A 25,196-nucleotide genomic window follows, 5' to 3' on the forward strand; every position below is an offset into this window, starting at 1 on the left:
ATAGTAATCCAAGGAGAGAGATGCAATGAAGAAGAAAAACTTCTTAATAGGAATTGCAATGATAGGCGTAGCCTTTTTTGGCACAGGATATGCCTACTGGAATGATAGCTTAACGGTTAATACCACAGTGCAAACGGGAAAGTTAAAGATGGTCGCAGTGGTTTCTAAACAAAAGGAAAGTAGAGATAAAAATGAAAAATGTATCACGTCAGAAGTCATAGAAGGATACAGTGGCTTTTGTTATAGATTAGATAAAAAGCTTATACCTGGAAGTGGTTATGAATTTGAGGCAACATTTATTAATCAAGGGACAATACCAGCTGTATTAGAAGAAATAATGATTACACCATCTACTGATGCAGATACAGAAAGTTATGAGGCACTTTATGGTTCGGAAATGGTATTTGTTTTACAAGATGAAAAGGGAGAACTTATACGTCAGTTGGAGATCGAAGGTGAGATGCCACTCATGACACTCACAACCCAAATCAATAAGAAATTACAAGAGGAAGAAGCTTTTAGGATAGAAGTAGGGCAAAGTATTCTTTTAAAGGGGAAAGTGATGCTTAGTCCAAAGCTGACTTCTAAAAATGGAAAAAATAAATGTGAAGGTAAAGAAGCAAGCTTTGATATTAAGTTGATGTATAAACAACATAACCAGTAGGATTTACTGGTTTATTAATGCGAAAGGGGGAGGAGAATGTGTGCTAGAAAATTTAGCAAAATATATGTACTCGCCTTGCTGGTCACACTAGTGAGTAGTACTTTAGGAATAAGCTATGCTTACTGGACAGATGCTAATATCATCCATTCCGAGGTTAAAACAGCAAAGTTTACACCTGCAGAGACAGGATCACTTAAGTCCAATTGCAGGGTAAGGAGTAGGGAATGGGATAGTTTATTAACGTGCAATTATGATCAGGAGACAGTGGAGCTGGTGATAGAGGCAGAGGAAGAAGAAGGTATTGAAATACCCCTTACCTATGCAGGGTATGAAATTTATACCATAGGTGAAGGTGGTTATTTTTCAGATGCAGCCCATGAGGCAGATTGTTTACTTATTGAAAATAGAGATATGACGCGAGGTAAGGTGCAAGATTATGAACTAGGAGCAGTTAATTTGCAAGTACAATTGAATATAGATAGGGAACAATTAGCCACTGCCCTAGAAGCCAAAGGAATAAATTCAACTTCTCTATGTATGGTGAGGTTAAAAGTATTTTTAAAGCAAGAAGGCTATGATGTAAACGATGAAGCAGGTTGGGGATACAGTATGACAAAGAAACTTCAAGGTATTTTTAGAGAACCTAAAGTAGAAGAAGCTGAGAATGTAAAGGAAGTATCTGGAGTAGTCAATGCGCAAGAAGTGATTGATGAAAAATAAAAGGAGAAGCGTGTGATAGGGGAACTTACTAATACTCAATATAAAAAAATAGCGAATGGTTTGGTGTTAATTATTCTCCTTTTTTATACTCTGGAAAACTCCTTTGTAGCAAAGTATATAGGAGGGACACTGTTTGTATACGGAGTAAAGCCACTTTTTTATATCCTCATTGCAATGATAATGGCATGGAAGGTACCTAAAGTACGTTCATGTGGTAAATTGCTTCATCAATCAACAGTGTATACCTGGGCCTTTAACTGTGGTGTTATTTATATAGTAGCTAATATACTAGGGGGGGTTATTCAAGGTTTTGGGAAAAGTCCTTATAACCTAACCCCACTAGGGATGATAACCAACATCTGGACAGTAGGTAGTGTACTAATAGGAAGAGAAATGATACGCGCTTATGTGATAAATAGTCATAAAGGCCTAAAGTCTAAGGTTTTCTTTGGAGTAGTTGTTCTTATTATGACCTTTACGAATATACGTTTAGCTGAAATAAAAGGACTAAGTGATTTAGAGACATGGACTATTTTTATGGCAGAAAAATTAATACCAGAGTTATGTCATAACCTATTAGCAACTTATCTAGTGATGTACGCAGGACCACTTGCCTCTATCCTTTATTTAGGGATGATTGAAGCTGTCATGTGGCTTTCACCTATATTACCTAATATCAATTGGTTAGGTAAAGGGGTCATAGGGATGCTCATTCCCCTACTTTGTTTAGTATATATCCATACTCAGTATCTAAGCCTTACCAAAAAAATAAAAATGTATAAGGAAAAGCAAGAGAAATTAATAGAGTGGGTACCTTTTACTTTAATCACTATTAGTTTTATATGGTTTGTAGCAGGAGTATTCCCTATCTATCCTTCAGCCATAGCGACAGGAAGTATGCAACCCCTGATAGATCCAGGAGATGTCATCCTCTTAGAGAAGATAAAAGATATGGAAGATGTGAAGCGTTTAAAGGTAGGAGATGTTATCCAATTTAAAAGAGGGGATATATTGATTACCCATAGGATTATAGAAGTAGTAGAAGAGCAAAATGGATTCGTCTTTCGAACGAAAGGGGATAATAATTCCGTAGAAGATAGGCAGGTTGTTGTACCAGAGAATTTGAAAGGTATCCTCAAAGGCATAGTACCTAAAGTGGGGTATTTAACGATTCTATTAAAGAGTCAGGATTTAAGTAGCTTAGAAGAGGTAGAATTCTGAACACTACTAGGGATGGGGAGTGATAATCGTGAGAAGAAAGAAAGGGAAAATAGTAGGCCTAACACTTATTATTGGAGCCATTTTATTACAAGTAGGTTATGCAGCTACAGTCAATATAGAGGGAATAAATGGCACAGCAGACTACAAGGTGGTATTAGAATGTAGTGCAGGTGCAAAAGATGACTATATTACAGAACCTACTATTGAAGATATAGGAAATGGGACGGCCAAGATAACAGTAGGTAATTTATATCCAGGTGGGAAGTTTACAGTCAATAATACCATCCGAAATACTGGTGCAAAGGATGTATTATTTAAAGGTATAGATATTGCTTATGTAGAAGGAGAGAAAGAACTTTATAATAGCCTTGTCATCTATGAAGAGGATAAAGAGTTTGTAGGTCTAGAAACTTATGAAAGTCACCTCGCCCAAGCTATGGAACTGCGTTATAAAGATAATATCTTTAAGTCAGGGGAGGCTGCATTATTACCTTTAACAATAGGAATGTCACCAGATGAAATAGGTTTGCAAGGAAAAAGAGTTAATTTTAAAATTAGCCTCATATATGAACAATACCTACCTACTATAGAAGAAGGAGGCACAGGTAACACAACTAGCAATAACTCTCCAAATACAGATCCGACACAGCTTGAAAAGGTGCCAAGTGAACCTACCCAGATAGAAGAAGAGGCTATACCAGGTGGCCCCGCTCAGATAGAAGAGGAAGCTGTACCAGGTGAACCGGTTACTATAGAAGAAGAGGCTGTACCAGGTGGCCCTGCTCAGATAGAAGAGGAGGACCTGCCAGTAGGTCCAACAAAATTACCTCAGACTGGCGGCTTACCTACACTATTTATCTATGGAATAGGAATAGTTATGCTAGGTAGTGGCATAAGTATTTATAGGATGTCAAAAAAACAAGAATGATTAGGTGAAAAGGGCTCCAACCGGGTAGCCCTTTTCGGCACGTTAAAAAGACAAAAAATAAGGGGGAGCAGGATGAAGAGATTTGAACGAATAAGACTCCATAAGTGGGTAAGAATGATACTTATAGGGGGGCTAGGTGTATTAAGTCTAGTAGGTATAGGGGTTATAGTAAAAGAGGTTAGGGCTGAGCATATTCAGGAACAACAACGTTCACTTTATGACTATAGATTGAAGTCGGCGTTTAACTACCAGGTCTATTTATTGCCAAATAAACTTTATGAAGAAGGAAAGCAGGGGGAGGAGGAAACCTACCTTGCAGAATTTGTTGATAAGATTGAAATAGGTCTAGAGAGTGTTTTTGAAGGAAGTGAGGTAGCAGATATACAGGGTCAGTATCAGATTGCGGGGACTGTGCAGGGTTATACGACGAAAGAGGAGAAAAAGCAAATTATCTGGAGTAAAACCTTTGAGATACTTCCTTCTAAATCTTTTAAAGAGCACACCGATAAACACCATATAAAGCCTACTATACAAGTAGATTTTGCTTATTATAATCAGTTCGCACGAGATATTATAGAAGCCTCCCAGGTGAATACACCGGTAGAGTTAGTGATTAAGTTAGAAGGAAAGCAAACCATTACTACACAAGCGGGAATAGTGCCGGGAGAGATACAAGGAACGATTACCATTCCACTTAATACAGCTTATTTTAGCATTAAGAAAGAGGGAGGAGCAGAAGTAAAGGATTCTTTGTGGGAGACTTATACGGTTCCTATTCCAATCAATATTCAAATCATTATACTAGGGGTATTTATGATGATACTAGGAGTAATTCTTTTAGGAGGAGTTATCCTACTTACAGAACCTTTGAGTGCAAGAGATTTACGTTTTAGGCAACTTAAGAGATTACTTAATAATTATGGGAATCGTATGGTAGCTATAGACACTCTAAGACCTATAGATACTAGTGAGGGATATTATGTAAGTTCTCTAGAAGACCTCATAAAAATAGCAGATGAGATAGAAAAACCAGTTTTTTACCAACGTTATAATAAGCTATTAGAACTTGACACTTTTTATGTAGAGCAAGAAAAGGTTACTTATATTTATAAACTTGAAGCGTTTAATGATGGAGAATACGTAAAAGAGCAAATAGAAGAGTCAATAAGTTAGCAACCATTAGGATAGGAGGAGAAAAATGAGTTTATGGCAAGTAAGTTACCAAAAAATAATATTTTTTATGGGGTTACTGATTGCTTGTAACTGTTATGCTGCGAGTCAACCCTCTATTGATAGTCGAGATAGTCACAAAGGGGTTGTACATATTGCCTATAAAGAAGCATCATCAAAAAAGGTAAAGGTCATCATTGAAAAGGGAAACAAGAAATATACATATGATTTAAAAAACACAGGAGAAGTAGAAGATTTTCCTTTGCAAATGGGAAATGGAACGTATACGATTAAAGTTTTAGAAAATACAGCAGGAACTTCCTATTATATAGTAAGTTCACAAACAGTAGAGGTTAAGTTACAGAATGAAAATAGTGTTTACCTAAATACCATTCAGAATATGAAATGGTCAGAAGACTCTAATGCCATAAAAAAAGCAGTAGAAATGACTAACACTACAACAAATTTGCAAGAAAAAGCAAATATACTTTATAAGCATATGGTACAAAGTTACACGTATGATTATTATAAATTAGCGAAGCTTCCATCTACATATATACCTGTTATTGACCAGACTTTTAAAGATAAAACAGGGATTTGTTATGATTTTTCTTCACTTTATGGTGCCATGTTACGTAGTCAAGGGATTCCAGCTAAACTCATAAAAGGTTACACTCCTAATGCAGAGGGGTACCATGCATGGAATGAGGTGTATGACCAGGAGAAGAAGAAGTGGTTGATTATTGATACCACTTATGATTTACAGGTGATTGCTAAAAAACCAGATGTAAAAATGACAAAGTCAGAGAAAGATTATCAAAAGGTAAATGAATATTAATCATGCTATGGGGTATAGGGAGAAATGAAATATATAGGTAGAGGATTGATTGCATTAGGGCTCATCATCATGATTATTCCGACTATAGGCACTCTTTGGATTCAATATGAAGAGCAGAGCCTCTATATTGCATATTTACAAGAACAGCAATTACAAAGGCAAGAGCAACAAGCTGTAGAAGTAGAGCAGAAGGAAGGGGCTGAAGGGGTAGGGGAGATAGATACTTTTGAAGAGAGGCTTGTTGAAAAAGAAGAAGAAGGCTTGCTTCTTATTCATAAGGAAGAAGGTGAAGTGATTGGCAAAATCAAAATACCTGCTATTAAACTTGACCTTTTACTATTAGAAGGGATAACAGAAAAAAGTCTTTCAAAAGGAGCAGGGCATATGACAGGGACAGCTTGGCCGGGGCAGAAAGGGAATTGCACCATTGCAGGTCATAGAAACTATACCTTCGGTTCAAGATTCAACAGATTAGGTCAAGTAAAAGAGGGAGATGTAATCATTTTAGAAGTAGGAGATAAGGCGTATACCTATAAGGTAACAGAGATAAAAGTAGTCATACCAGAGGATTTATCGCCACTGGAGCAACCTCTTACTGAGAGAAAAGTTACCTTGATTACTTGTCATCCTATTTATAAGGCAACACACCGTTTAATTGTCATAGGAGAAAAAACAGAGAGTGAAGAGACAGGTCATACAGTAAGATAATGGAGGTGGGAATAATGAGAGAAAAGGAATTAGCCATTTTTTGTACTCAAATAGAAATGATTTTAAAAGCAGGGATTACTCTATCAGAGGGGGTAGGGATGATTGCAGAAGATATAGAGGAGCACACATTAGCAAACCATTTTAAACGAATAGAAAAATATTTAGAAGAGGGAAGAACGCTACATGATGCTTTAGAAGAAGAGGGAAGTTTTCCGAGCTATATGGTTCATATGGTCAAGATAGGAAGTTTATCGGGGAGAATGGAAGAGGTTATGGGCGCATTAGGACACTATTATGACAGAGAAGATCAACTGCGACAAAGTGTTAGAGGAGCTGTTTTTTATCCCTTGCTACTTTGTTTTATGATGTTTGTAGTCATGCTCTTTCTTTCTATAAAGGTACTCCCTGTTTTTGAGAAGGTATTTAATACATTAGGGGGAAGCTTGGTTGGACTTGCACACTATTTTATGAGGTTTGGTGAATTACTTAGCCGGTATATTTATGGGGTAGTAGGAATAATGGGGGTTGTTCTCATTAGTGTCATTCTTTTGTTAAAGACTCAAAAAGGAACCACTTTCATCAAAAATCTAATCAATCACTTAAAGATAACGGAAAAAATAGCTATTTCACGTTTTGCTTCTGCTCTTTCTTTAATGTTAGCAAGTGGGATGGATACAGAGGAGGCATTAAAAACAGCATTAATGGCTATTGAAAATAAAAAAGTACAAGCAAGAGGTGAAGAGAGTATTCTACTTATGGAAAGTGGAAAAGGGTTTATAGAAGCATTGAGAGAAGGTAACTTTTTTTCGAGTCTTACGCTTAGGAAGTTAAGTATAGGTTTGCGTACTGGTAATTTGGACGAAGTAATGGTACAAGTAGCGAACCAGTATGATGAGGAGGTACAGGAAGCTCTTGCAAAAGTGGTTTCTCTCATAGAACCTATTTTAGTGGGAATTTTAGCAGTAGTGATAGGTAGTGTTTTATTATCTGTTATGCTTCCGTTAATGGGGATCATGGCATCTATAGGTTAAAGGAGGGTAGTATGAAACGGTATCATTTAGGGCAAGGCATAGGAACCCTATTATTTTTTCTTATCATGATAGGTGTTGTTTGGAGAGGGATACAAATTACTACAACAAGTGTAGAAGATAAGGGGCTAGACACATTAAATCACGCTATTCGAAGGGCAGTCGTACAGTGCTATGCCATAGAAGGGATGTACCCCAGAAATATAGGGTATATAGAGGATAATTATGGCATTATGATTGATACTTCCAGATACATTGTGCACTATGAAATATTTGCCTCAAATATTATGCCAGATATTACTGTATTGACAAGAGGGGGAGGGGAAAAAGAGTGAAGGCAAAATATAGATGGAATGAATACACTTCTGAAACGTTACTTATGTTAACAATCCTTCTTCTATTTGTAAGTACTTCTTTTATAGTAGTGAAAGTAGGGGCTGATGTTTATAAGAAGATTGTACAGGATATGGAAAGTCATTTTGAAAGAAGCACACCCCTTCTCTATATAGCAACCAAGATTAGGCAAAATGATCAAGTGGGAAAGATAGAGCTTGAGCAAAAAGAAGGACAAAATGTTTTAGTCATAACGGAAGATTTAGAGGGAACAAGGTATGAGACATGGATTTATAATTATGAAGGAGCCCTTTATGAAGCCTTTATAGAGAAAGGAACAACTATTAAATTGTCAGATGGGATGCGTATTATGGAGATACATGATTTAAAAATGCAACAATTAGAAAATCAAATGCTAAATATTGTTGTAAAAGATAAAGAGAGCAAGGAATTGGAACTGTCATTATGCTTAAAGAGCAAGGCAAAGCAGTAAGAAGGAGGGAGTTATGAAGAATAGTAGGATATCCCATTTAAGAGCTTTTTTGGTAGAGTTGATGAGTGTTGTGCTCTTTTTTTCGGTGGCACTTGCCCTTATGAGTAGGGTTTTTGCAGCTGCTCATAATTTAAGGCAGAAGGCTTCTGATTTAACAGAGGCTGTGGCAAAAGTACAAACTTTGGCGGAGTATGCTAAAGCTAGTTATTCTAAAGAAGACTATAAGCAAAGTCTTATTGCATTAGGTGGTATAGAAGTAGGAGAGAATATTCATTTTTATTATGATGAAAAATGGCAATTACAATCTTGGAAAGAAGAAAGTTGTTATGTGGTAGAGGTCTTAACGCAGATAGAGTCTCTAAAGAGTGGGGAATGTATACGCATTAATATTGCTACTAAGAACAAAGAGGAGTCTATTTACAACCTGCAAGTAAAGAAATATTATACTGGCATAGTAAGGGGCGATAAGACATGAAAAGAAAAATGAAGGGTGCTATAGGTATAGGTACCTCCTCTATGATTATGATTTTTGTGCTATTAGCAATTGTCACATTGGGGATACTGGCATTAGAAACGGCTCAAGCAGATTACAGATTAGCACAAAGGGTAGGGGAGAGCATCAAGCTATTTTATGAGGCAGACAGTCAGGCAGAGGAGCAATTAGCATGTCGTATTGAAGAGATAGCCGATGATACATTTATAGAGGGAGAGAAAAATACCTCCTTTGAGGTAACTTATGAGGTGCCAATGGGAGAAAAACAGAAACTATGTGTACAGGTAGAAGTAACAAAAAAGAGTGGGATAATGGAATATAAAAAAACAGATTGGCATGTTGAAAATATAGAGGAATGGCAGCTCGAAGAGAATGGCTTAGGTTTTGGTGATATTAGGGTACAAGATTAGGAGGAAAGGAAATGGATGCAAAGAAACTTTTTAAAGAAGCAGTAGAACATGACGTAACAGACATATTTGTGGTGGCAGGGGCACCACTTGCTTTTAAAATTAGAGGAAACATCGGTTTAAGAGACGATAATAAATTAATGCCTGAAAAGACAAAGGAGCTTATTGAGGCTATTTATATACTTGCAGAGCGTGATACAAGGAATTTATCAGAAAAGGGAGATGATGATTTTTCCTTTTCTATTCCAAAGGTAGGCAGGTTTAGGGTAAATACTTATAAACAAAGAGGTTCACAAGCTGCAGTTATAAGAGTCGTTCAGTTTGAATTACCCCATATTGAAACATTAGGTATTCCTAAGCAAATAATTGATTTGTATAAGAGAACAAAAGGGCTTGTACTTGTAACAGGACCTGCAGGGAGTGGGAAATCGACCACACTTTCTTGCATCATTGATCAGATTAATAAGACAAGGACAAGTCATGTTATTACGCTAGAAGATCCTATAGAATTCATCCATAAACATAATAAAAGCATTGTTAGTCAACGAGAAATAGGGACAGATACAGCAAGCTATGTACAAGGTTTAAGGGCAGCACTGAGAGAGGCGCCTGACGTTATCTTGCTAGGTGAGATGAGAGATTTTGAGACTATTAATATTGCCATGACAGCAGCAGAGACAGGCCAACTAGTACTAGGCACACTACATACATTAGGAGCAGCTAATACAGTGGATCGTATCATAGACGTTTTCCCGGCGAATCAACAACAACAGATTAGGACGCAGCTTTCTATGGTTTTACAAGCCATTGTTTCACAGCAACTTATACCAGGAAAAGACGGAGCGGTTTTACCTGTTTTTGAGATAGTGTTTGTCAATAGTGCTATACGTAATATGATTAGAGAATCTAAGATGCATCAAATAGATTCAGTTATTTTTGCGGCTAAAGAAGAAGGAATGTGTAATATGGATGGCAGTATCATTAAACTTTATCAAGAAGGCAAAATTACAGGGGACAATGCCATTGCCTATAGCATAAATCATGAGGCAATGCGCAAGAAAATTGGAGAATGAGGTTTAAAAGTAAGTAAAATAAAAACATTTATTAGAAAGGTATTGAAAATCTTGTCCAAATTATATAAAATAACATTAAATATTTTAATGATGAGCTGTCGCCAAGCGGTAAGGCCCTGGATTCTGACTCCAGCACTCGAAGGTTCGAATCCTTCCAGCTCAGTTAAGGAAGCATATCTTTTCAAGTGAGAAGGATATGCTTTTTTTGTTATACGAAAATATTTTAAATAAAAATGAACCGATTAGGAAGGTGAAGTCTCTTATAAATAGGTGCACCAATAAGGAGGGGAAAAGATGGAAGAGATAGAACTTATAAGAAAGGTAAGAGAAGGTGATAAGGAAGCCTTTGGAGCCCTTTTTGAACGCTATAAGGTACAAGCAATCCGTACGGTTTATCTGATAACGGGTGATCAATATAGAAGTGAGGACATTGTTCAGGAGGCTTTTGTGAAGTGCTATTTGAGTATTCATAAGTTAAGGAATCCAGAACAGTTTAGAGCATGGTTTTTTAGAATACTTACTCGGCTTGCATGGCGAAATGATGTGAGGGCGAAGCGAATGGTACCTACAGAGGATATCATGGAAGTTATGAATAAGAAGGCAGACCAAATTTCTTTGGAGAATATTTATTTGCAGAGTGAAACGCAAAGACTTCTTCAGGGTGAAATTGAAAAATTAGGTAGTGAACACCAAATGATTCTTATTTTGTATTATTACAATGAGTTGTCTGTTAAAGAAATTGCTAAAGTAGTAGGATGTCTAGAAGGAACAGTAAAGTCACGCTTGCATACAGCAAGGGGCCAGTTAAAGAAGGCGCTCATAGCAAGGCAAGAGAGTAAAGTAGAGAATGGGGAGGGTGAAGGGTATGAGGCGTACAGAGGTATTTGATGAGCAGGTTAAGCAAAGTTTAAATAGAAAAGCAGAAGAGATAGAAATATCAGAGGTATTATTCCAAAAGATTAAAGCACAAGTTATTCAAAAAGAGGAGGAAAATAAGATGGGAGGTTTCTTTAAAAATAGAAAAATGAAAAAAATGATTATGGTGGGAGCAGCATCCTTATTATCAATCACCTGTATAGCAGCACCTATTATACTTCCAGCGTTAAATTCATGGGAAAGTCATGGAAGAACTAGTTTTGAAAGCTTTCCAACATTAGCACAAGTACAAAAGGAGGTAGACTATACCCCTAAGTATATAGATGAGTTGCCAGGAGGCTTTGTGTTTAAAAGGGCATCGACGGAGAATATAGAAGGGAAAGATGCAGATGAAAATACAGTAGTTAAAGCCAAAGGCATAAGCTTTTTCTACGAACCTATAGAAGGAAGCAAGGGTAGGATCCTGAGCTTAGACACCAAACAATTAGCTGAGGAATGGATGAATAGTGGGGAAGCAGAAGAGATAGGTTTAGACGATTTAAAGGTCTACTATGAAGCACGTACTATGAAATTCGTACCAGTGGATTATGAACTTACAGAGCAGGATAAACAAGATCAGGAAGCTGGGAAAATAGATATTTCTTATGGTACAGATACGATTCAGGTTATAAATACACAGGCTATAACTTGGTATGAAGAGGGGATAACCTATACGCTTCTAGACATGGGGTATGAGTTAGACAAAGAACAGCTCCTAGAAATGGTAGAAGCTGTTTATGCGGTAGAGTAGAAGGGATAAGAAATAGTAACAAAGTAAAAAAGGCAGAGTGTTACGAGTCATAAGTGACGAGTAACACCCTGCCTTTTTAAAGAGTAATAAAAAATATTGATTTAAGCATAAAAATTTAATATAGTAATAAGTGTATGATGTGAATCATACACTTTGAGGTTTTGGAGGAAAGGATAGGAAATTACATGCCTGTTGATTTTTCGCATTTTAAAGTGGGACCTACGGGTCCTTTATATAGACAAGTTGTACAATATTTCAAGAAAAGTATGCTTTTAGGAGAGCTTAAAAATGCAGAAGAAGTACCATCCAGAAGACATTTAGCGGCACTTTTAGGGATTAATCCTACAACGGTTCAAAAGATTTATAGGCAGTTAGAGGAAGAAGGACTGATTCAGACGACACCTTATTCAAAAACAATAGTTACTATGGATGAAGGAAAAAGGCAGATACTTCAAAAAGAGCTCATTCAAGATGAACTAAAAGATTTGATAACTAGCTTTAAGACATGCAATATGGATTTTAAAGAGTTTATAGCACTCGTTACGCAAGTTTGGAACGAAGAGTAGAAGAGAGTAAGTAAACGAAAAAGGTTATAGGGGGATTAAAGATGAGAGAGCAGCTTAAACAATTAGGATTTCATATGGCATTTGAAATGCATTATTTGTATAAAAAGGTAATAGCCATTAGTCTAGGACTTATTATTTTACAATGTTTTACCGTTTATATAACGTTAGGAGATTTATATATAGGCAGAATTACGTATTATCCCTTTGAACAAGTAGTAAACCATCCTTTTTATAGTCTAAGCTTTGGTGTTAGCTTGGGCTTAGGGTTTATTTTAGCGGGTAGCCTTTTTGTAAAGGATTATTGGCCTACTAAAAGTATTTATTCACTTATGACACTCCCTCAAAAAAGGAGTATAAGCTATAGTGCAAAATTAGTAATGGGCGTATTGAGCCTTGCAGTTATTTATATAAGTCAGTGGATCAGTGTATTAGGAGCCTATGGTATTTTTAGTCTGCAAAGGTATGTAAAGCCTATGACAAATGGTTTATATATTGGGATGATGCGAAGCAAATTTCTTTACAACACCCTACCACTTAATGGATTAGAAGGGTGGAATGGACTACTCCTTATTGCTATAACCGTAGCAGCTATGTATGGCGGTATTGCCTTTTTAAAGGATAAGAAAAGCTTACTTCTTTTACTGGGATTTGGCATGATTTTAGCTTTGCTAGTAAACAGTTTTACCGCTAGTAACATACCTACCTTTTTAATGACTGCTAGTGGTAACTTTGTGATTTATAAAGAGTATTTACTAAAGGTAGCCCTTTGGAGTCTTTTACTTATTATTTATTGTGTATTTATGTTAAAAAAAGGTTACCAGCTCTATAGTGAAAACGCGTAGAAGGGGAGTGGGAGGATGCAAAAGAAATATTATGGGATGATAGGGGCTTTTATAGCTTGTCTTTTAATAGGTATGATAGGACTTAATTGTTTAAGAAGCTATGGAAGGAGGCAAGGTAAAATTGCCCTACAAACATTAGATGGAAATCCTGAAGTTATGAAAGAAGTAAAGATAACAGGGAGCCTATTTGAGAGTTATCGCAATCAAGCCTTTGAGATAGAAAATGGCAAAACGGTGATTAATGTAAAGGAGGTACTCACTCAGGAGGAATTAGAGCACCTTTGGAGAGGGACTTCAAGCATTAGTTATAGTGGAAGTTACTTAAAGGAAGTAAAAGAGCCTTACCGTATTAATAACAGAGCTTTTCTTGAAAGCAGTGTAAGAACTGATGCAATAAAGACTTTAAAAAGTAAAGAAGAAAGGACATGGCCAGGACAGAAAGACGTAGGAATAAAGGAATTTGTTTTCCACTATAGTGTAGATAAAATAACTCCTAAGTTTGAAATTACTTTTGAAAACTTTAATCATAAAAAGGTTAAAAAGAATATTATTATTCCTGATTACTATATTTACGACGAGGAGGGAAGCTTTGAATATGAAGAGGTGTACACAAAGTATATGGACGAAGACAAGATGTATTTGTCTCAGACTAGTTGTCATGAGAGGGAAATAAAACAGGAGATCTATCAGCCGTTAAGCTATGCGCTCGTGTTACAAAATGGCAAATATTACTGCACCTTACCTACGACAACGGCCTATAGGGGTAATAGTGGGATCTATCGTATTGATACATTTTTTGAAGGGAATTGGCCGAGTGAATTAACGGCTTACTGGAATAGAGATCAGGAAAATCCCCTGCCTATAGAGCCTAAAGGGTATGAGAAGCTTGTAGACATTCCTCTTGAAGAAGGGAACTTATGTGTCTTCGGGATGAGTAAGATAGGTGACAAACTAGGTGTAATCGTTTACCGTCCTCAAAAACAAGGGCAAAGCTTAGCTTTTGAAGTGTGGCTTTATAATAAAGAAAAGCAGCAGTTTACAGATAAAATAGCCCTTGGAAAGGTAGAGGCTAAGGAAAGTAGTCGTGTCATACTAAGACCTCAAGGAAAGCTTCTTCATGTAGCCCTTCAAGGACAGCAGAAGGTAGATATTTATAGCCTAGAACTGAAGGGAGAAAGCTTAACACTAAGTGGTGAGCTAAAGCTCCCGATAGATCAAGAAGGCTATGAAATGATGGAGATTTATAGCACGGGCGAAAAGCTTTACCTACTAGAATATATGAATGTGGGCGCAGCAGATCGTATGGGAAGCTTAGAAGAAGAATTCCCCACTTCTTTAATAGGTAGAAATGAAAGAAATCAAATACGTGTTTTTGAGAACAATGTATGTATTTATAAAGGAGAACTCATAACGGATATTTATCAAGATTTGATGGCAACTGGCTATATGGAAATCATAAATGAGAGAAGGTTAAGTGAGATAACCTTTAGTAAGGCGGGTGGAGAACATGATTGAGCTGAAGGAGGCAACTTATAACTACAGAGAATCTGTAGGGATTATGAAGGTAAACTTGAAGCTTCAAAAGGGACAAATTATCGGTGTTTTTGGAGAAAATGGAGCGGGTAAAACGACACTTCTTAAGTGTATAGGGGGGCTTTTGGATTTGCAGAGAGGAGAAGTACTTGTAGATGGAGAGCCTATTCATCCAGCAACCTATGAGAATTTAGCTTTTATTAGTGAGGAAGGAAGTCTTATCAATGATTTTACCATTGAAGAGCATAAGAGGTTTTTTATGAGCTGTTTTAAAAGATTTAACGAAGAACGTTTTGAAAAATTGATTGATTTTTTTCAACTTGACCGAAAAAAGAAGCTCAAAGCCTTTTCAAAAGGACAAAAGGCGAAGCTAGAGATTGCGGTAGGTTTTTCGAAAGGTGCTAAGTATATTTTAATGGATGAGCCCTTTTTGGGGAATGATGTTTTTACACGTAGTGATTTCTTAGGAGTTATGGCGAGCTTTATAGAAGAGGGGGATATCATCGTCATTGCGACACATCTTTTAAATGAGATTGAACACTTTATTGATAGAGCAATATTTCTGAAGTTTGGAAGGGTAATAGGTGATTATAGCAATGAAGAGCTAGAAGCTAGAGGGGGAAATCTTACTCAAGTTGCTAAAGAACTTTTTAACTATGATATTTCACGAATGAGTAGCTTAGAATAGCTAACATAAGGCTACGTAATAAAAGTCAGAAAAGATATAAGAATTGCAAATCGGTATGTTTGGAGTTAGAATAAAAGGACGGTTTTTATTCAAACATAAGGAAGAAAGGGGAAAAAGAATTGCAAAATAATTATAATATGCTTACAGATAGTGATAAGATGAATATTCCCTTGTTACTAAAAAGTATATGTGTGGGCATATGTACAGCCATAGTTGTTATCTTATATCGTATGACATTAACCTATGCTGAGCAATTAGCTTTTGGCATATATGATTTTTTTCGAGAAAATATCATAGCTATTCCATTTCTATTTATAGGTTTATGTATAGTAGGTTATGTAGTGGGTTATTTAGTTTCTAAGAATAAAATGATTAGTGGAAGTGGTATCCCGCAACTAAAAGGACAATTAATGGGATATCTTAAAAATGATTGGCTGCATACTTTATGGGCAAAATTTATGGGAGGAACCTTAGGGATTATAAGTGGTTTATCTTTAGGTCGTGAAGGTCCATCTATCCAACTAGGAGCTTGCGTTGCCGAAGGGATAGGGAAAAAGCTTGGACAGAATCGTTTAGAGAGAAAAATATTGATGGTAAGTGGGGCAAGTGCAGGATTAGCAGCAGCTTTTAATGCACCGTTAGCAGGCGTACTATTTGCACTAGAAGAAGTATTTAAATACTTTTCACCCATCATTTTACTTTCTACTATGTCCTCGGCGATTATAGCAGACTTTATTTCTAAGCAAGTTTTTGGTATGGAGGCTATTTTTCAGTTTGATATACAAGGGAGTATTCCTCTACAGGATTATTGGATGCTTATTTTGTTAGGGATTCTATTAGGCATAATGGGGGTACTCTACAATAGCATTCTTTTAAAGTCTCAAGAACTTTATCGTAAAATAAACTTTTTAAATTCACGGGTAAAATTGATTATTCCTTTTATAGGTGCAGGACTATTAGGCTTGACCTTTCCAGCTGTGTTAGGAGGAGGTCATCATATGATAGAATATTTTAATTTATCCAGTGGGATTTTCTTTTTATTTGCCTTATTTGTTATTAAATTTCTTTTTTCCATGGTTAGCTTTGGATCAGGGGCACCAGGAGGTATTTTTTTTCCACTTCTTATATTAGGAGCAACCCTAGGAAGTATTTTTGCTAGCATTAGCGTTCACTATTTTGGTTATAATGAAACGTTATTTTACAATTTTGTCATCGTTGCCATGGCAGGTTATTTTACTGCTATTGTAAGGGCACCTATTACAGGGATTGTACTTATATTAGAGATGACAGGTTCATTTAGTCATCTTTTATCGCTAACGGTGGTTTCTTTAACTGCTTATGTAGTAGCGGATTTACTGAAGAGTCAGCCTATTTATGAATCCTTACTGGATAACCTATTAAAAGCATCTAATCATGAAGAATTAGAAGAAGAACATAGCAAAAAAATTATGATAGAGTTATTAGTACAATATGGAGCAGCACTAGAGGGGAAGCAGGTTAAGGAGTTAAAATGGCCTTCAAAATGTTTGCTTGTGAGTATTAAGAGGGGAGATAAAGAAATATTACCCAAAGGGGATACACAAATCAAAGCAGGGGATTATTTACTGGTTTTAACAGACATCAATAGTGAATGGAAAACGCGAAAAAAACTAGAAAAAATGAATACCTTAAGCTAGAAGTTCAGTATCATAGATAGGCTCCTCACGAAAGGGGAAGAGGTACTTTTTGAGACGGCTAGAAGAGGTGACAGGGCCTGATGAATATACTTACCTTGTTAATTTATTATACGAATGTGATGGCTAAATATAACCTTAAATGGGCAGCTAAATGCTATGAATTATTTAAAAAAGAGCAAGCACAGAGTGAAATAATTAAAAGGTTGGGGTAACACAAAGAGAAGTTGAAGAATGGGAAAAAGCCAGTCAGAACATGTACTTACCTTATGATGTAGCATTAGATATTAACCCATAGGATAAGAGTTTTTTGGGAATACAGTATCGTACTAGAAGATGCAAAAGCAGGGATTGAAACTGCTAAGAGGGCTGACATGTATGCTATTGGCGTAGGTAACAAAGAAGATTTACTGGGGGCTAATCAATGGATTCATCATATGAAAGAGCTTTTCTTTCGATAGTAAAGGTAAATTACAAGGTATAGCTATTTTGAACCGGGATATCATCTTTTGATATTCCGATTTTTTATGGTTTTAAATCATAATAGGAACCTATTAAATTATGGGTATAAGTAAATAAGAAGGAGGATGCATTTAGGGTAAATCTGTTAATACTTATATGCAATATTAATGATTAAATAATATTTATATAAATATTATTTATAAATTATTGACAATTATAATAAAACAGATTAAAATTTAGTTAAATCATTTAACTAATATATTGGGCTATAATTTATGGAGGAATAGAATGAAGCGTGGTACGAATTCATCTTTAATGAAAGAAAATAATAAGAAGTTGATTTTGAATCTAATTAGGCAGAAACACTATTCTAGAGTAGAGCTTGCTCAGAAAACGGGTCTTACAAAAGCGTCCATTACGATTATTGTTGAGGAATTAATTAAGGAAGGTTTGGTCTCGGAGGAAGAAACTAATTACTGTGGGATAGGAAGAAAGCCAATCCACTTAAAACTTTGTGCTGACGCTAGGTATGCAGTTGGAATTAGCATATCACGTTATAGTTGGAGAGCTGGTGTAGTGGATTTGGCAGGGAATTTAATAGGGGCTAAGGATGGCGGTGATATGAACGAGCCCCCTCAGTTAGTGCTTGAAAAGATTACTGAAACTATCACTTCTTTGATAGAAAAAATCCCACCAGAAAAGATCATTGGTATTGGTGTAACGACGCCGGGACCTGTGGATTATAAAACAAACACAATACTTACTCCACCCAATTTTACAAACTGGCATAACTTCCAACTAGGAAAAACTTTATCAGAGCTCTGTGGACTTTCTGTTTGGTTAGAAAATATTTCAAATGCTTCTGCCCTTGCTGAAGCCTATTTTGGAGGGTGTACCAATGAAGAGAACTACGGCTATATCATAGTTGATGAGGGGATTGGTTCAGGAATTGTAGTAGGTGGAAAAATTTATAGAGGTAAAAGTGGCTATGGCAACGAATTGGGACATACCTCTATCAATTTTCAAGGCATAGAGTGTGAATGTGGAAATAGAGGTTGTCTAGAAAAATATGCTTCAATACCAAATCTGCTAAAAGGTTCACCCTATACTAGTTGGAAGGAAGTAATAGAGGAGGATGACCAACGCATTATTGGTCAAGAGGCAGACTACCTTTCGTGTGCAATTATAAATCTGATTAATCTATTTGATCTTAGCAAGGTTATTTTAGGGGGTGATATTGCCTATGGTGGAGAGGGATTTGCTAGAGAAATCTCACATATAGTAAATGCAAGAATTATTGTGAGTAATCAAGTGAGAGTATGTATTTCAAAAAATATTGATAAAACAGTAATTGCAGCATCTATTGCACTGAATCAAGTGTTTAAATAAAAACTTTGTTTATTTAGTTAAATCATTTGATTAAGTGGGAGAGGAGTGTATAATGAGAATTTTTCGCAAGGGTTTTAATTATTCACAAGATGGTCCAGGAAATAGGTTAGTTTATCATTTGCAGTCATGTAATTTTCGATGTAAATGGTGTTCAAATCCAGAGAGTATAGGAAAGAGCTGCGCCTTGAGTATTGACTGTACAGTTGATGAGCTAGTGGATGAAATTATGAGAAGTAAAAGGATGTTTTTTGACGGTGGTGGTATTACATTGACGGGTGGGGAACCTACCATGCAATATGAGGAAATGATAGTACTGCTTGAAAGGTTAAAATCTATTGGAATACATACGGTAATTGAGACAAATGGGTCACATCCGAGGCTTTTAGAGGTACTTCCCTATATTGACTTTCTCATTATGGATGTTAAACACTACGATGATGAAGTCCATAGGAAGTATACAGGGGTATCCAATAGGCAGATAAGAGACAACTTAGAAAAACTGTGTAGGCTTCAAAGAGAAGTACTGATTAGGATTCCAATAATTAATGGCATTAACAATGATGCCCAGGGATTTTTAGATTATTTTAATCAATGGGATACAAGTAGTTTAACATTTGAATTTTTGCCTTATCATGAATATGGTAAAGAAAAGTGGGAAGAGCCATATGAGATACAACATGGCTTTATTACATCGGAAGATTTAGAGCAGTTTAAAAGAGCTTTCAATGCACATCATTTCAAGATTATAGAAACTTAAGGGGGAAGGTACAATGAAGGGTATTTATAAAAAGGGAGAAATGACAAGATTAGCAAAAAAACTTTTCGAAGAAGAAAGACAGATAAAACGTTTAGATGGCTGGTTTTTAGCCCAGGAAATACAGATGCAAATGGAGGGAAAGTATAAGGATAGAGAAATAAAGGCAGCGGAAAGCCTAAAAGAAATCGTCAGGACAATCCCACTAAGCGTAAGTGATTATGCTATTTTTGTGGGTACCCAAAGAGATAGCTTTGCCAGAAGTTATGCACTCATTAACCCAACTTTCAAAGTAGAAGAATTTAGCGGGTATTGTGACCCAACAGTAGTTTTTAATGATATCGAGCCTAATGACGAGTTTACACAGGATAGAATAGACAAGGTACGAAATCATACAAAAGAAACAGATTATGTTAGGCAGCTAACGAAGGTCTATGACCAGTTTGCTGATGATATGAAAGAGGTGGCATATTTTGTTGAACAAGTAACAGGACACTTGATTCCTGACTTTAGAGCTGCACTAAAGTATGGTCTAAAGTCAATGATAGAGTCGCTCGAATTGAAAGAAGGTAGCAATTACGAGGCGATGAAAATCTCTTTGGAAAGTGTGCTTATATTAGCAAAACGCTATCAGGAGATATTAAAGGAGAAGCTAAGGGGAGCCAGTGAAGAACGAAAGGTACAAATTAAATTTATGCTGGATACACTATATAAAGTGCCAGAAAATGGTGCCGAGAACTTGTACGAGGCAATTCAGATGTTTCTTCTATTATGGCAGGTGATGTGCCTAGAGCAAGCCCCCAATCCATTTGCTTTTTCTGTGGGCAATGCAGATAGGATTTTCGAGCCTTATCGTAAGGATATGGATAGGGAAAAAGCCTCAGAGCTCTTAAAGCATTTTCTAGTATTTTTTAATGTGGCAGACAGAAGTTGGGCTATTTCACAAAACATTCTTATTGGCGGTAGGGACATAAGCGGAGAGGATTTGACAAATGAAACCTCCTATGCCCTACTGGATGCTTACTATGATATGAATCTTCCACAGCCCATATTATCAGTAAAGCTGCATAAAAACACGCCAGAAAAGCTTTACCGAGAACTTGGTAGGTTCTTTTTCACTCCAGGAATGTTAACACCTTCATTATTTAATGATGATTCTTTGTTTGAAGTGCTTAGGGCCCATGGTGTAGCAGAAGAGGATTTACCAGATATCTCAATTGCAGGCTGTCAGGAACCGCTTATTATGGGTAAGGATAATGGTAATACAACAAATAGCTGGTTAAATCTGGCCAAAATTTTAGAACTGACACTTAATAAGGGGCGTTCTACAATTACAGGAGAAAAGATTGCCGATTTGCCCCAAGGTATACTTTCTAATGTGAGAGAAGATTTTTATCGTAATACAGAACTATTCGTACATAGGATGACTGAGGCTGCTAATGGTGTATCTAGTGCCTTGTCAAATCAAAGAGTGCCCTTTTTATCATGTTTTATGGGAGGAATGGAAAATGGAATTGATTTGAGAGATACAGAGAATCAAGGGACAAAATATAACGGAAGTGGCTGCTTAATCCACGGCGTTAGTGTAGTAGCTGATAGTTTTATTGCTATTGATACCTTGTTAAAGGAACGCCCTCAAGACGCGGACAGACTTTTGGTAGCTCTCAGTAATAACTTTGAAAACGATAGAGAATTGCAAGATTTTTTACTGTCTTGTCATAAGTTTGGAAATAATATTGAAGATGTAGATAAGGAAGTTGTAGAGTTAACTAACAAAATTTCAGAGCTTGTAAGAAGCCAAAAGAACTATTTGGGAAATTCTTTCAGACCTGACTTTAGCAGCCCATCAACACATCTCCTATATGGATACTGGGTTGGAGCTACACCAGATGGTAGAAAACAACGAGAAATGCTTGGTTATGGAGTAGATCCTCTTTTTGGGGAGGCAATTAACGGAATGGGCTTTAGAATGCTTTCCACAATGAAACTGCCTTTTGAGCAAATGAATGGAGGATACGCTTCCCATTTGGGGATAGATCCGAAGTATTTTAGAAGCAAAGATGTTGAGGAAAAAGGTTTGGAATTCAAAAACAAAATTATCACTCCTTTATTTTTTAATCCAGAGCAGGGTAAGGTATCACCTTTTTATTTATATGTTAATGTCACTACACCTGAAATCCTAAGAAAAGTACTAAAAGATCCCAAAAAATATGCCCCAAGTGGTGTTTATATTATGAGAATTCATGGCACATTTGTTAACTTCTTAGATTTAGCGCCAGCAATACAGCAGGATATTATAAAACGTTTGGACTTACAATCTACTACTTTAGCATAGAGAGGTTAAGAGATATGAAAAGTATTGGTATTGATATTGGAACAACAAGTATATGTGGCATTTTAGTGGATGCTACTACTGGTTTTGTCAAAAAATCTATTACCACTCACAATGACGCTTTTATACTTACAAAAAATCCTTGGGAAAAATTACAGGATCCTAGAAAAATTGAAAAAAAGGTATGGGAACTTTTAAATAAGCTATTAGAAGAGGATGTAAAGTCCATAGGCGTTACGGGACAGATGCATGGGATTCTATATGTAAATAAAGATGGTGATGCAGTAAGTTCACTATATACATGGCAAGATGGTCGGGGAGATTTACCCTATCAGGGTTCTACTTATGCAAAATACTTGCATTCCTATACTGGATATGGTAGTGTAACGGATTTTTATAATCAGCAAAATCATCTAGTGCCTAAAGATGTAGCCGGGCTATGTACCATTCAAGATTATATGGTAATGAAGCTGGTAGGAAAAAAGCAGCCACTCATACATAACTCGGATGCAGCAAGCTTTGGTTGCTTTGACGTTAAAGAAAATAAGTTTAAAATTAATAATGATTTGTTTCCGGATTTTACGAATAAGGTACAGGTAGCGGGCTACTATCGTAACATTCCTGTTTCAGTAGCAATTGGTGACAATCAGGCAAGCTTTATTGGTGCAGGTTGTGAGGAGGATAGTATTTTAGTAAATGTGGGAACAGGTAGTCAGGTATCCCTTATGACAACTGAAGTTATAGATAGTACACTTCTAGAAGTGAGACCACTTTATGATAACAACTATATTATGGTAGGAAGTTCTCTATGTGGTGGAAGGTCGTTTGCACTACTGGAAAACTTTTTTGAACAAGTTGTGGAGATGGCAACAGGTGAAGCAAGTGGTAGTTTATATACCCAGATGCATCAAGTTATTACAAAGTGTGATAAAACAGATTTGGTTTTTAATAATAAATTTTGTGGAACTAGGGGAAATCCAACAGTTCGTGGCAAAATTGAAAATCTATCATTGTCAAATTTTACCCCTAAAGATTTTATCATTGGCAACCTATATGGTATAGCCAATGAGCTGTATGAAATGTATAGGCTTATGCCGTCTAAAAGTGGCAAGATGATTGGTTCAGGAAATGGAATTAGAAAAAACCCCGCACTTCAGAAAATCTTTTGCTTAGTATTTGAAAAAGAATTACTCATTCCAGAGCATTGTGAGGAAGCGGCGTTTGGGGCAGCATTATTTTCCATGGTTGCTAGTGGAATGTATAAGAATTTTAGTGAGGCGAGGGAGATAATTAATTATGTTGTATGATACACCAATGTTTTTTGAGAGAAACAGAGTGTTTCGTGTTTATCAGGGTGGTAGTATGTTTGATGCTTTTTTTTGTGATGATTCTATAGATGGTAACTATCCAGAAGAGTGGATTGCATCAGCAGTTCAGGCACTCAATCAAAATTGCACATCAAAAAAAGAAGGGGTTTCAAAAATTAGAGGGACTGAGTATTATTTTGATGAGGTGTTAGAAAAATATCCAAAACAAATGCTTGGAGAAAAGAAGAAACTAGGTGTTTTAGTAAAGCTACTTGACAGCGCCGTTAGGTTACCCGTTCAGGCACATCCTGACAGAATACTTTCAAAAAAATATTTTCAGAGCAATTATGGAAAAGAAGAGTGTTGGATCATTCTAGCCACAAGAGAAAATGCCTGTGTTTACTTCGGTTTTCAGGAGGGGATAACGCTAGAAGACTTTAAAGAAGCCATTCAAAAAGGTGAGCATGACCAGCAGGCCATGGAAAAGGTACTGGTTCGGCATGAGGTTTCCGTGGGAGATGTAATCTTTATTCCACCCAAAGTAGCACATGCCATTGGTGCAGGCTGCTTGATTTTAGAAATTCAGGAGCCAACTGATTTTACTATTCAGCCAGAGCGCTGGTGTGGTGACTATAGGCTCTCGGATTATGAAATGTATCTTGGATTGGATAAGGAGGAAGCTCTAGAGTGTTTTGACTTTGACAGCCATTATGATGTGAGGCAGGTACCTATCCTCTTGTCTAAGCTTAATGGCATCATTTATGAAAGTCTTGTTGATGAGAGACAGACTAAAAATTTTAAGGTTAATAAAGTTACAATAGATGGGGGGAACTATCTATTGTCTAAAGGCAGTGGGATTTATGTCATTATAGAAGGAAAAGGCAAAATGATTGGGAAAGAATATGAAAAACTAGTACAGAAGGGCGACTACTTCTTTATGCCTTATCATATTGCGAGTCAGTTTGAAATAATTGGTGAAAAGCTGATTGTTATGGAATGCTATGCTTAATTGTAAAACGAAGTTGAACTAAATAAAAAATCCTTTAATAATATTATTGCATTATTGATTTTGTCGAGGTATTTAAAATATACCTAGTACATATTAGATAATATCCTTTTATGATTGGTACATGTCTTAAATGATTAGACTCCTCTATGTATTCTTCCCAAATATGTCTTGTAATGAGCTTTTGAGCCTTTTTACTGTTAGTACATTTTATGCGATAACCACACTCTTTACAATCATTAGTATTATATCCTTAAATCTAGAAAATAAAAGAGCGTCGACTTTGTCGACGCTTTGAGGGTTACTTGCTAAGTAGCCCTTACTTAAGGCATCATGACAGTATCAATAACATGGATCACACCATTTTTCCCCATAATATCTGTCATGATGATTTTAGCTCCATCAATATAAAGAGAACCATCTTTCATTTCTATTTTAGCTTTACCTTTATTAAGCATTTCAACTTCTTTTCCTACAAGGTTAGTAGCTTCTTTAGAGGTAATCTTACCAGGAATGACGTGGTAAGTAAGAATATTGACAAGTGTACCCCTGTTCTCAGGTTTTAAAAGTTCTTCAACAGTACCAGCAGGGAGTTTAGCAAAGGCTTCATCAGTAGGAGCAAACACTGTAAATGGACCGGGTCCTTTAAGTGTATCTACAAGTCCAGCTGCTTTTAATGCAGCAACTAAAGTGGTAAATCGACCATCACTAGAAGCAATAGTAACGATATCTTTATCGGACATTTGCTTTTGGTTAGTAGTGGTAGATACACTCCTAACATGATGTGCCAGTAAGCTGCTCTGACCAAGTGCTAGCATCAGCACTAAGGTGAGAACTATTTTGATAGAATATTTCTTTTTCATAAGTTAACTCCTTTACTTATTTTATACGTCCTTATTATG

Annotated in this window: 27 protein-coding genes, 1 tRNA gene and 1 pseudogene; 27 read left to right on the top strand and 2 right to left on the bottom strand. The window is 36.4% G+C overall.

The genetic code is table 11. The features are described 5' to 3' along the window. The first annotated feature begins 25 nt into the window (after nt 1-25). The 27 genes from CS063_RS10250 (at nt 26) to CS063_RS10375 (ending at nt 24,297) form a co-directional block, all read left to right on the top strand. A complete protein-coding gene (locus CS063_RS10250; protein WP_099449607.1) occupies nt 26-664 on the top strand; it encodes a SipW-dependent-type signal peptide-containing protein in 639 nt (212 codons plus the stop codon). Between the two features lie 36 nt (nt 665-700). Next, a complete protein-coding gene (locus CS063_RS10255; RefSeq protein WP_099449608.1) occupies nt 701-1,384 on the top strand; it encodes a hypothetical protein in 684 nt (227 codons plus the stop codon). Between the two features lie 12 nt (nt 1,385-1,396). Next, nucleotides 1,397-2,605, top strand: a complete 1,209-nt coding sequence (locus tag CS063_RS10260) for a signal peptidase I (RefSeq protein WP_099449609.1) — start codon at nt 1,397-1,399, stop codon at nt 2,603-2,605. Nucleotides 2,606-2,633: 28 nt separating this feature from the next. Further along, nucleotides 2,634-3,533: an LPXTG cell wall anchor domain-containing protein gene (locus CS063_RS10265; protein WP_099449610.1), complete on the top strand. Its 900-nt coding sequence runs from the start codon at nt 2,634-2,636 to the stop codon at nt 3,531-3,533. Nucleotides 3,534-3,605: 72 nt separating this feature from the next. Beyond that, nucleotides 3,606-4,706 (top strand): DUF5305 family protein, encoded by a 1,101-nt coding sequence (locus tag CS063_RS10270; RefSeq protein ID WP_099449611.1) that lies wholly within the window; start codon nt 3,606-3,608, stop codon nt 4,704-4,706. Between the two features lie 25 nt (nt 4,707-4,731). After that, nucleotides 4,732-5,541 carry a transglutaminase-like domain-containing protein gene (locus CS063_RS10275; RefSeq protein ID WP_099449612.1) on the top strand — a complete coding sequence of 270 codons (810 nt, stop codon included), beginning with the start codon at nt 4,732-4,734 and terminating at the stop codon, nt 5,539-5,541. A 24-nt stretch (nt 5,542-5,565) separates the two neighbouring features. Further along, nucleotides 5,566-6,249, top strand: a complete 684-nt coding sequence (locus CS063_RS10280) for a class D sortase (RefSeq protein WP_099449613.1) — start codon at nt 5,566-5,568, stop codon at nt 6,247-6,249. Nucleotides 6,250-6,263: 14 nt separating this feature from the next. After that, entirely contained in the window at nt 6,264-7,280 is a 1,017-nt protein-coding gene (locus CS063_RS10285; RefSeq protein WP_180270751.1) for a type II secretion system F family protein, read from the top strand. Between the two features lie 11 nt (nt 7,281-7,291). Beyond that, nucleotides 7,292-7,612, top strand: a complete 321-nt coding sequence (locus CS063_RS10290) for a hypothetical protein (protein ID WP_099449615.1) — start codon at nt 7,292-7,294, stop codon at nt 7,610-7,612. After that, on the top strand, nt 7,609-8,103 hold the full coding sequence (locus CS063_RS10295) for a DUF4860 domain-containing protein (RefSeq protein ID WP_099449616.1): 495 nt from the start codon (nt 7,609-7,611) through the stop codon (nt 8,101-8,103). The genes CS063_RS10290 and CS063_RS10295 overlap by 4 nt, the downstream gene beginning before the upstream one ends. 13 nt (nt 8,104-8,116) lie before the next feature. After that, nucleotides 8,117-8,578, top strand: coding sequence for a hypothetical protein (locus CS063_RS10300; protein WP_099449617.1), 462 nt, complete (start codon nt 8,117-8,119; stop codon nt 8,576-8,578). Next, the gene (locus CS063_RS10305; protein WP_099449618.1) at nt 8,575-9,006 is read left to right on the top strand and encodes a hypothetical protein; all 432 of its coding nucleotides are present in this window, start codon (nt 8,575-8,577) and stop codon (nt 9,004-9,006) included. The genes CS063_RS10300 and CS063_RS10305 overlap by 4 nt, the downstream gene beginning before the upstream one ends. Before the next feature lie 11 nt (nt 9,007-9,017). After that, on the top strand, nt 9,018-10,076 hold the full coding sequence (locus tag CS063_RS10310) for a type IV pilus twitching motility protein PilT (RefSeq protein WP_099449619.1): 1,059 nt from the start codon (nt 9,018-9,020) through the stop codon (nt 10,074-10,076). 91 nt (nt 10,077-10,167) lie between these two features. Next, nucleotides 10,168-10,239 (top strand) — tRNA-Gln (locus CS063_RS10315). Between the two features lie 131 nt (nt 10,240-10,370). Further along, the gene (locus tag CS063_RS10320; protein ID WP_099449620.1) at nt 10,371-10,964 is read left to right on the top strand and encodes an RNA polymerase sigma factor; all 594 of its coding nucleotides are present in this window, start codon (nt 10,371-10,373) and stop codon (nt 10,962-10,964) included. Further along, the gene (locus CS063_RS10325) at nt 10,942-11,742 is read left to right on the top strand and encodes a hypothetical protein (RefSeq protein ID WP_099449621.1); all 801 of its coding nucleotides are present in this window, start codon (nt 10,942-10,944) and stop codon (nt 11,740-11,742) included. The genes CS063_RS10320 and CS063_RS10325 overlap by 23 nt, the downstream gene beginning before the upstream one ends. A gap of 185 nt (nt 11,743-11,927) precedes the next feature. Continuing rightward, nucleotides 11,928-12,308, top strand: coding sequence for a GntR family transcriptional regulator (locus CS063_RS10330; RefSeq protein WP_099449622.1), 381 nt, complete (start codon nt 11,928-11,930; stop codon nt 12,306-12,308). Nucleotides 12,309-12,349: 41 nt separating this feature from the next. After that, nucleotides 12,350-13,150 (top strand): hypothetical protein, encoded by an 801-nt coding sequence (locus CS063_RS10335; protein WP_099449623.1) that lies wholly within the window; start codon nt 12,350-12,352, stop codon nt 13,148-13,150. 15 nt (nt 13,151-13,165) lie between these two features. Next, the gene (locus CS063_RS10340) at nt 13,166-14,665 is read left to right on the top strand and encodes a hypothetical protein (protein WP_099449624.1); all 1,500 of its coding nucleotides are present in this window, start codon (nt 13,166-13,168) and stop codon (nt 14,663-14,665) included. Next, on the top strand, nt 14,658-15,371 hold the full coding sequence (locus CS063_RS10345; protein WP_099449625.1) for an ATP-binding cassette domain-containing protein: 714 nt from the start codon (nt 14,658-14,660) through the stop codon (nt 15,369-15,371). The genes CS063_RS10340 and CS063_RS10345 overlap by 8 nt, the downstream gene beginning before the upstream one ends. Nucleotides 15,372-15,490: 119 nt before the next feature. Next, entirely contained in the window at nt 15,491-17,047 is a 1,557-nt protein-coding gene (locus CS063_RS10350; protein WP_099449626.1) for a ClC family H(+)/Cl(-) exchange transporter, read from the top strand. A gap of 80 nt (nt 17,048-17,127) precedes the next feature. After that, nucleotides 17,128-17,259, top strand: a complete 132-nt coding sequence (locus CS063_RS17885; protein ID WP_308415482.1) for a hypothetical protein — start codon at nt 17,128-17,130, stop codon at nt 17,257-17,259. A gap of 535 nt (nt 17,260-17,794) precedes the next feature. Further along, nucleotides 17,795-18,895 carry an ROK family transcriptional regulator gene (locus CS063_RS10355; protein ID WP_099449627.1) on the top strand — a complete coding sequence of 367 codons (1,101 nt, stop codon included), beginning with the start codon at nt 17,795-17,797 and terminating at the stop codon, nt 18,893-18,895. Between the two features lie 52 nt (nt 18,896-18,947). Next, nucleotides 18,948-19,652, top strand: a complete 705-nt coding sequence (locus CS063_RS10360) for a radical SAM protein (protein ID WP_099449628.1) — start codon at nt 18,948-18,950, stop codon at nt 19,650-19,652. 13 nt (nt 19,653-19,665) lie between these two features. Then, nucleotides 19,666-21,984, top strand: coding sequence for a pyruvate formate lyase family protein (locus CS063_RS10365; RefSeq protein WP_099449629.1), 2,319 nt, complete (start codon nt 19,666-19,668; stop codon nt 21,982-21,984). 14 nt (nt 21,985-21,998) lie between these two features. Continuing rightward, nucleotides 21,999-23,288, top strand: coding sequence for a sedoheptulokinase (locus tag CS063_RS10370; protein WP_099449630.1), 1,290 nt, complete (start codon nt 21,999-22,001; stop codon nt 23,286-23,288). Continuing rightward, nucleotides 23,278-24,297, top strand: coding sequence for a class I mannose-6-phosphate isomerase (locus CS063_RS10375; protein WP_099449631.1), 1,020 nt, complete (start codon nt 23,278-23,280; stop codon nt 24,295-24,297). The genes CS063_RS10370 and CS063_RS10375 overlap by 11 nt, the downstream gene beginning before the upstream one ends. A 43-nt stretch (nt 24,298-24,340) precedes the next feature. Here CS063_RS10375 and CS063_RS18210 read toward each other — a convergent pair. Further along, nucleotides 24,341-24,532 (bottom strand): annotated as a pseudogene (locus CS063_RS18210) (hypothetical protein); the annotation flags it as partial. Between the two features lie 85 nt (nt 24,533-24,617). Continuing rightward, complete coding sequence (locus tag CS063_RS10380) at nt 24,618-25,157, bottom strand: fasciclin domain-containing protein (protein ID WP_099449632.1); 540 nt, start codon at nt 25,155-25,157, stop codon at nt 24,618-24,620. Nucleotides 25,158-25,196 lie beyond the last annotated feature (39 nt).

The organism is Sporanaerobium hydrogeniformans, assembly GCF_002735925.1.
Lineage (GTDB): Bacteria > Bacillota > Clostridia > Lachnospirales > Cellulosilyticaceae > Sporanaerobium > Sporanaerobium hydrogeniformans.

What these genes read in the sequence shown, in the direction of transcription:
- CS063_RS10250 (WP_099449607.1), top strand. Translation starts at nt 26, where the DNA reads ATGAAGAAGAAAAACTTCTTAATAGGAATTGCAATGATAGGCGTAGCC.
- CS063_RS10255 (WP_099449608.1), top strand. Translation starts at nt 701, where the DNA reads ATGTGTGCTAGAAAATTTAGCAAAATATATGTACTCGCCTTGCTGGTC.
- CS063_RS10270 (WP_099449611.1), top strand. Translation starts at nt 3,606, where the DNA reads ATGAAGAGATTTGAACGAATAAGACTCCATAAGTGGGTAAGAATGATA.
- CS063_RS10275 (WP_099449612.1), top strand. Translation starts at nt 4,732, where the DNA reads ATGAGTTTATGGCAAGTAAGTTACCAAAAAATAATATTTTTTATGGGG.
- CS063_RS10280 (WP_099449613.1), top strand. Translation starts at nt 5,566, where the DNA reads ATGAAATATATAGGTAGAGGATTGATTGCATTAGGGCTCATCATCATG.
- CS063_RS10285 (WP_180270751.1), top strand. Translation starts at nt 6,264, where the DNA reads ATGAGAGAAAAGGAATTAGCCATTTTTTGTACTCAAATAGAAATGATT.
- CS063_RS10290 (WP_099449615.1), top strand. Translation starts at nt 7,292, where the DNA reads ATGAAACGGTATCATTTAGGGCAAGGCATAGGAACCCTATTATTTTTT.
- CS063_RS10300 (WP_099449617.1), top strand. Translation starts at nt 8,117, where the DNA reads ATGAAGAATAGTAGGATATCCCATTTAAGAGCTTTTTTGGTAGAGTTG.
- CS063_RS10305 (WP_099449618.1), top strand. Translation starts at nt 8,575, where the DNA reads ATGAAAAGAAAAATGAAGGGTGCTATAGGTATAGGTACCTCCTCTATG.
- CS063_RS10310 (WP_099449619.1), top strand. Translation starts at nt 9,018, where the DNA reads ATGGATGCAAAGAAACTTTTTAAAGAAGCAGTAGAACATGACGTAACA.
- CS063_RS10320 (WP_099449620.1), top strand. Translation starts at nt 10,371, where the DNA reads ATGGAAGAGATAGAACTTATAAGAAAGGTAAGAGAAGGTGATAAGGAA.
- CS063_RS10325 (WP_099449621.1), top strand. Translation starts at nt 10,942, where the DNA reads ATGAGGCGTACAGAGGTATTTGATGAGCAGGTTAAGCAAAGTTTAAAT.
- CS063_RS10330 (WP_099449622.1), top strand. Translation starts at nt 11,928, where the DNA reads ATGCCTGTTGATTTTTCGCATTTTAAAGTGGGACCTACGGGTCCTTTA.
- CS063_RS10335 (WP_099449623.1), top strand. Translation starts at nt 12,350, where the DNA reads ATGAGAGAGCAGCTTAAACAATTAGGATTTCATATGGCATTTGAAATG.
- CS063_RS10340 (WP_099449624.1), top strand. Translation starts at nt 13,166, where the DNA reads ATGCAAAAGAAATATTATGGGATGATAGGGGCTTTTATAGCTTGTCTT.
- CS063_RS10345 (WP_099449625.1), top strand. Translation starts at nt 14,658, where the DNA reads ATGATTGAGCTGAAGGAGGCAACTTATAACTACAGAGAATCTGTAGGG.
- CS063_RS17885 (WP_308415482.1), top strand. Translation starts at nt 17,128, where the DNA reads ATGAATATACTTACCTTGTTAATTTATTATACGAATGTGATGGCTAAA.
- CS063_RS10355 (WP_099449627.1), top strand. Translation starts at nt 17,795, where the DNA reads ATGAAGCGTGGTACGAATTCATCTTTAATGAAAGAAAATAATAAGAAG.
- CS063_RS10360 (WP_099449628.1), top strand. Translation starts at nt 18,948, where the DNA reads ATGAGAATTTTTCGCAAGGGTTTTAATTATTCACAAGATGGTCCAGGA.
- CS063_RS10365 (WP_099449629.1), top strand. Translation starts at nt 19,666, where the DNA reads ATGAAGGGTATTTATAAAAAGGGAGAAATGACAAGATTAGCAAAAAAA.
- CS063_RS10370 (WP_099449630.1), top strand. Translation starts at nt 21,999, where the DNA reads ATGAAAAGTATTGGTATTGATATTGGAACAACAAGTATATGTGGCATT.
- CS063_RS10375 (WP_099449631.1), top strand. Translation starts at nt 23,278, where the DNA reads ATGTTGTATGATACACCAATGTTTTTTGAGAGAAACAGAGTGTTTCGT.
- CS063_RS10380 (WP_099449632.1), bottom strand. Translation starts at nt 25,157, where the DNA reads ATGAAAAAGAAATATTCTATCAAAATAGTTCTCACCTTAGTGCTGATG.